This is a genomic window from Cellulosimicrobium sp. NPDC055967, from assembly GCF_042269845.1.
GTDB lineage: Bacteria > Actinomycetota > Actinomycetes > Actinomycetales > Cellulomonadaceae > Cellulosimicrobium.
Genome location: NZ_JBHJYJ010000004.1, coordinates 365568 through 371654, shown reverse-complemented (window position 1 = coordinate 371654; position 6087 = coordinate 365568). Strand labels below are relative to the sequence as shown.

At 75.5% G+C, this 6087-nt stretch carries 6 protein-coding genes; 4 read left to right on the top strand and 2 right to left on the bottom strand.

Annotated features, from left to right (window positions below; all coding sequences use genetic code 11):
• Positions 1-89: 89 nt before the first annotated feature.
• Positions 90-956, bottom strand: a complete 867-nt coding sequence (locus ACFC2L_RS08380) for a PAC2 family protein (protein WP_253049744.1) — start codon at positions 954-956, stop codon at positions 90-92.
• Positions 957-1157: 201 nt separating this feature from the next.
• On the opposite strand from ACFC2L_RS08380, the gene ACFC2L_RS08375 reads away from it, so the two are divergent.
• Positions 1158-1958 carry a DUF4184 family protein gene (locus ACFC2L_RS08375; RefSeq protein WP_375823801.1) on the top strand — a complete coding sequence of 267 codons (801 nt, stop codon included), beginning with the start codon at positions 1158-1160 and terminating at the stop codon, positions 1956-1958.
• A 247-nt stretch (positions 1959-2205) separates the two neighbouring features.
• Positions 2206-2892 carry an HAD family hydrolase gene (locus ACFC2L_RS08370; RefSeq protein WP_375823800.1) on the top strand — a complete coding sequence of 229 codons (687 nt, stop codon included), beginning with the start codon at positions 2206-2208 and terminating at the stop codon, positions 2890-2892.
• On the opposite strand, the gene ACFC2L_RS08365 is transcribed toward ACFC2L_RS08370, so the two are convergent.
• Complete coding sequence (locus tag ACFC2L_RS08365; RefSeq protein WP_375823799.1) at positions 2889-3635, bottom strand: phosphotransferase; 747 nt, start codon at positions 3633-3635, stop codon at positions 2889-2891. The genes ACFC2L_RS08370 and ACFC2L_RS08365 overlap by 4 nt on opposite strands.
• A gap of 68 nt (positions 3636-3703) precedes the next feature.
• On the opposite strand from ACFC2L_RS08365, the gene ACFC2L_RS08360 reads away from it, so the two are divergent.
• Entirely contained in the window at positions 3704-4882 is a 1179-nt protein-coding gene (locus tag ACFC2L_RS08360; RefSeq protein ID WP_375823798.1) for a site-2 protease family protein, read from the top strand.
• A 169-nt stretch (positions 4883-5051) separates the two neighbouring features.
• Positions 5052-6059 carry a tRNA (adenine-N1)-methyltransferase gene (locus tag ACFC2L_RS08355; protein ID WP_375823820.1) on the top strand — a complete coding sequence of 336 codons (1008 nt, stop codon included), beginning with the start codon at positions 5052-5054 and terminating at the stop codon, positions 6057-6059.
• The last annotated feature ends 28 nt before the right edge of the window (positions 6060-6087 follow it).

The following is a 6087-nucleotide window of genomic DNA, read 5'->3' as shown; positions in this document are numbered from 1 at the left end:
GCCCACGCCGTGTCAGTCAGCTCACCACGCCCCACACCCACAACCCGGACATTACCGGACACATGCCAAGAACATTCGCAGGACAGGGCCTAGACCGTCGGGCCCTTGCCCGGGTTGCCGCGGTCGCGACGGCGCAGGTAGCGCTCGAACTCGCGCGCGATCGCCTCGCCGCTCGCCTCGGGCAGCTCCGCGGTGTCCTTCGCCTCCTCGAGCTGCTGGACGTACTCCGCGATCTCGGCGTCCTCCGCGGCGAGCTCGTCGACGCCGTGCTGCCACGCCTCGGCGTCCTCGGGCAGATCCCCGAGCGGGATGGGCTCCGAGAGGAGCTCCTCGATGCGCGCGAGGATCGCCAGCGTCGCCTTGGGCGACGGCGGGTGCGCCACGTAGTGCGGCACGGCCGCCCACAGCGACACCGACTGCAGGCCCCGCTCGGCGGCGGCGTGCTGGAGCACCCCGACGATCCCCGTCGGCCCCTCGTACGTGCTCGGCTCGACGTCGAGCACCGCCTGGAGCCCGACGCTCTCCGACGTCGCCGTCATGGGGATGGGCCGCGTGTGCGGGACGTCGGCGAGCAGCGCGCCGAGCGTGACGACCGTGCGCACGTCGTGCTCCTCCGCGATGTCGAGCAGCTCGCGGCAGTACCGGCGCCACCGCATCGACGGCTCGATGCCGTGCACGAGCACGACCCGCCGCCCACCGGGCGACAGGGTCGCGGACGCGATCGTCGTCGTCGGCCACGTGATCTCGCGGAGCCCGTCGTCGTCCGTCGTGACGACGGGGCGGTTCACCTGGAAGTCGTGGTACTCCTCCGGGTCGAGCTCGTCGACGTCCTCGGCGCCCCACACCTCGTGCAGGTGCTGGAGCGCAGCCGTGGCGGCGCTCCCCGCGTCGTTCCAGCCCTCGAACGCCGCGATCATCACGGTCTGCCGGGTGCCCTCGGTCGCGTTCTCGGTCATCGCCCCAGCCTATGCGGCCGGGCCCGACGACGGCGGAGCGGGTTCGCGCGTGGCGTAGTCGGCGGGCAGGGGTACCTCGGGCGCGCGGCGCGCCCCTCGGTCCGGTGCGCCGTCCTGTCATTCCTCGGGACGAACCTCGTCGCGACGAGGTACGTCCCTGGTGGGACGTCGCCCCCGTGAGGGAGGATCGAGGATCGACGGGTGCCCTTCACCCTGTCCCACCCCGCCGCGGTGCTGCCCTTCGTGCGGGCCCCCTTCGTCCCTGCCGCCCTCGTGGCGGGGGCCGTCGCCCCCGACGTCCCGTACTTCGTCCGCGTGCCGCGGTCCGCGGACTCCTGGTACGAGCCGTTCGTCAACGCGACGACGACGCACCAGCCGCTCGGCGCGCTCGCCGTGGCCGTGCCGACCGCCGCGGTGCTCCTCGCGCTCTGGTCCGTCGTGCGCGCCCCGCTCCGCGCCCTCGTCGTCGGGCACGAGCGCGGGGACGTCCGCAGGAAGCCCGGGGGCGGCTCCTGGGGCGTCCGCGCGTGCTGGGGCGTCGTCTCGTTGGTGCTCGGTGTCGCGACGCACGTGCTGTGGGACGCGCTGACGGACGACGCCGGAGTCCTCGTCGAGCTCCTCGTGCCGGCGCGCGAGCCCGCGGCGACGGGGTGGGACGGCAGCCGTGTGCTGCAGCATGCGAGCACGGCGCTGGGACTCGGGGTGCTCGCGGTGTGGTCGTGGCGCCGGTTCGCCGCGTGGCGAGGCGACAGGGGTCGCCTGCGGCTCACCTCGGGCCGGGCGGCGATCGTCGCCGGGATCGTCGCGCTCGTCGTCGGGGTCACGGTCGCGGCCGCCGTGCGCGCGGGGCAGGACGAGCTCGCCGGGGTCGAGGGGGTCCTCACCGCGGTCGCGAAGGCTGCGGGGTCCACGCTCGCCGCAGGGGTGCTCGTGTACGCCGTCGCGTGGTGGTGCTGGGCCGGTCGACGGCGCTCGGCCACGATCACCGGCACGGAGCCGTGACGAGAACCCGCGCCGGGCGTACCGGCGTGGCGCGAGGGTCCGACGCGTACCGCAGGCCTGGGGCCGGGTCGATGAGCAGGGACCGTCCTGCGCGCGGCGTCCTGGCCGGGAGCGTGGTGCCCGACGATCGTGGCGGGAGGAGCGGCTAGGGTCGGGTGCTGCACGACGTGCTGCACCGTTCGGTTGGGAGTATGTGATGGCCGCCCCTCATGGCGAGATGAACGCAGGTCGCAAGACGTCTTCGAGCGTGGAGCTGCCTGATGCTGTCCTGTGGGACATGGACGGGACGCTCGTCGACACCGAGCCCTACTGGATCGCCGCGGAGCACGAGCTCGTCGAGGCGCACGGGGGCACGTGGACGCACGAGGACGCCATGTCGCTCGTGGGGAACCCGCTGCGCGAGTCCGCGCGGATCATCCGGGACCGTGGGGGAGTGGACCTGCCGGTCGACGAGATCGTCGCGTTCCTCCTGGGGCGGGTCGTCGAGCAGGTGCAGGCCGCGGTCCCGTGGCAGCCCGGCGCGCGCGAGCTGCTCACGGCGCTGCGCGAGACCGGCGTGCCGTGCGCGCTCGTCACGATGTCCTACCGCGAGCTCGCCGCACCCGTCGCGGAGCTCGCGCCGGACGACGCGTTCCAGGTGCTCGTGTGCGGCGACGAGGTCGAGCGCGGCAAGCCTGACCCCGAGCCCTACCTGCTCGCGGCCGAGCGGCTCGGCGTCGACGTCACGCGCTGCGTCGCCATCGAGGACTCGCCTGCCGGTATCGCCTCGGCCCGCGCGGCCGGCGCGGCGACGCTCGGCGTGCAGGCCGTGGTCCCCGTCCTGCCCGCGCCCGGCCTGAGCCGGACGCCGTCGCTCGAGCTCGTCGACCTCGACCTGCTCGCCCGGCTCGTCTCCGGCGAGGTCGTCGACCTCATGGACGACGACGCCGCCTAGCCTCGCGCGAGGCGCGCCGCGTCCCGGCGGTACATCGCGGCTTGGTCGTGGAGGTCCGGCCGAGCGGTGTCCCGGGCGTGCGCGTCCGTCCAGCCGGCGAGGTCGAGGAGACGTTCGTGCATCGTCGACAGCACGGCGGCGGGAGCCGGCGCGCGGTCGAGGCCGTAGCCGACGAGCAGCTCGGCGAGCCGCTCCTCGGGTGCGAGCCCGGGCGGGGCCGGCATGTCCTCGCACCAGCCGCACAACCGGTAGGCGAGGTAGGCGACGTCCCAGACCCGGGGCCCTGGTGACGCCATGTCGACGTCGATGAACCCGACGAGCGCGCCCCCCGCGCGGACCATGTTGTACGGCGCGGCGTCGTTGAGGCACACGACCTCCGCCGGCTCGCGCACGGGCGAGCGCCACACCGCCCCGGCGAGCGCGAAGCCGACGGTCGCGTCGTGCCACGCCCGCAGCATCGCGCCCGACTGGCGGAGCGTCGCGCGGTCCCAGAGCCAGTCCGGGAGCGGCCAGCCGCCGACCTCGCCCTCGGTCCAGGTCAGCACCTCGCGCCCGACCGCGTCGCGGCCGAGCGGCGCGGGGGCCACGGAGACCCCCTGGGCGCGGACCCAGGCGAGGAGCGCGTGGACCGTCGGCGTCCACGGCCCGGCCGTCCGCCGCACGGTGTCGCCGACGCGCACCACGGCGTTGACGTTCCCTCCGGTCAGCGGGACCTCGTCCTCGTCGTCGTCGTGAGCGTGCACGGCCCGATCATCGCACCCGCCGCCCGCCCGACGTCCGGGTCGGCGCGCGGAACGCATAGGCTCTCAGGGTGGACGGACCCGACCCCAGAGCCCCCCGCACGCCCGCACCGGCCGGCCCGCGCACGAAGGGCTGGGTCATCGGTCGCATCGTCGGCGCACCGGTCATCCTCACGCCGTCGTGGTTCCTGGCCGCCGCGATCCTCACCGTGCTCTTCGTCCCCACGGTGCGGCGGCTCGCGCCGCACCTGGGCAACGAGGTGTACCTCGTCTCGTTCGCGTTCGTGCTCCTGCTGTTCGCCTCCGTGTTCCTGCACGAGGTGGCGCACGCGCTCGTCGCGCGGGCCCGCGGGCAGCACGTCACCGAGCTCGCCGTCACGCTGTGGGGCGGGCACACCGCGTACTCGGGGACGTCCGCCCGCCCGCTCGACGGCTTCCTCATCTCCGTGGTCGGGCCCCTGACCAACCTGGCGCTCGCGGTCGTGTTCTGGGTGACGTTCCAGGCGCAGCCGACGTTCTCCGTGCCCGCGCTGCTCCTCTACGCCGGGGCGTTCTCCAACGCGTTCGTCGGGTTCTTCAACCTCCTGCCGGGCCTGCCGCTCGACGGCGGGCAGATCCTCGAGTCGGCCGTGTGGGCCGCGACGGGCTCGCGTACCAGGGGCACGGTCGCGGCGGGCTGGGTCGGGCGCGCGGTCGCCGTCGGCGTCGTCGCGTGGGCCCTGGTGTGGCCGCTGACGGTCGGACGCCAGCCCGACCTGTGGACCGTCGCCTGGGCCGCGCTCATCGGCGCGTTCCTCTGGAGCGGCGCCGGGCAGGCGATCACCGCGGGCCGGACGCGCGAGGCGGTCTCCGGGCTCTCCGTGCGCGGCCTCGCGCGGCCCGCCGTCGCGGTGCCCTCCACGGCGACGGTCGGTGCCGTGGGACGGGCGGTGGCGCTCGCGGGCGGGCCGCACGTCCTCGCCGTGCTCGTCGACGGGACGGGCCGGCCCGTGGGATACGCGGACCCCGGGGCCGCCGCGGCCGTGCCGCCCGACGCCGCCGAGGCCACGCCCGTGGGCGCCGTCGCCGTGCCGCTGCCCGCGGGCGCGACGATCGACGCGCACCTCCAGGGTCAGGACATGCTCGGCGCCCTGGCACGCGTCGGGCGGGACGGCGCCGTCGTCGTCGTGACCGACGGCGGACGCGTCGTCGGGGCGCTCGAGGTCGCGCGGGTCGTGGCGGCTCTGCGGGACGCGCAGCGCGGTCGCTGACCGCGTCCGGCCCGTAGGATGGTCGCCCGTGACCTCCGAGCCCGCCGCCACGCCCGGCCCCCAGACGACGCCCTCCGGACCGGAGGACACCGCCGCGCCCGCGCCCGCGGCCGCCGCCCCGGACCGCCCCGGCGCGACCGGCGCCGACGAGCGCCGCGGGCCCCTGCGCGTGGGTGACAAGGTCCAGCTCACCGACCCGCGCGGACGCCTGCACACGATCACGCTCGCGCCGGGCGCGACGTTCCACACGCACAAGGGCTACCTGCGCCACGACGACCTCATCGGGCAGCCCGAGGGGAGCGTCGTCCGCAACACGGCCGAGATCGAGTACCTCGCGCTGCGCCCGCTGCTCGCGGACTACGTGCTGTCCATGCCGCGCGGGGCCGCGGTGGTCTACCCCAAGGACGCGGGGCAGATCGTCGCGATGGCGGACATCTTCCCCGGCGCGCGCGTCGTCGAGGCGGGCGTCGGCTCGGGCGCGCTGACGATGTCGCTCCTGCGCGCCGTCGGGGACGCGGGCGAGCTGCACTCGATCGAGCGCCGCGAGGACTTCGCGGCCATCGCGCGCGGCAACGTCGAGACCTTCTTCGGCGGCGCGCACCCTGCCTGGACGCTGTCCGTGGGCGACCTCGCGGACGTGTTGCCCACCGTCACCGGGGACGGCACGGTCGACCGCGTCGTCCTCGACATGCTCGCCCCGTGGGAGAACCTCGACGTCGTCGCCCGCGCGCTCGTCCCCGGCGGCGTGCTGGTCTGCTACGTCGCCACCACGACGCAGCTCTCGCGCCTCGCGGAGGACCTGCGCGCCGACGGGCGCTACGCCGAGCCGGTCGCGTGGGAGTCCATGGTGCGGGGCTGGCACCTCGAGGGCCTCGCGGTGCGCCCGCAGCACCGCATGATCGGGCACACGGGCTTCCTGCTCACCGCGCGCCGTCTGGCCGACGGCGTCGCGCCGCCCGAGCGCAAGCGCCGCCCGGCCAAGGGTGCGTACCCGACCGACGCCGAGCAGTGGTCGCCCGAGGAGCTCGGCGAACGCCCGGTGTCGGAGAAGAAGATCCGCCGCGTGCGGCGCGACGTCGGCCAGGGGCCGGAGCAGCCCGACCTCCAGGGCTCGGAGCAGGTCCCCGGGCACGGCGCCGAGCAGGGCGAGCACCCGTCCGGCGTGTCGGGTCCGTGACGGTCCGGTAACGATCGGGACCCGGTCG

Bases quoted from the DNA above. Each gene is read 5' to 3' on its own strand.
- ACFC2L_RS08380 (WP_253049744.1), bottom strand. From the start codon at position 956: ATGACCGAGAACGCGACCGAGGGCACCCGGCAGACCGTGATGATCGCG.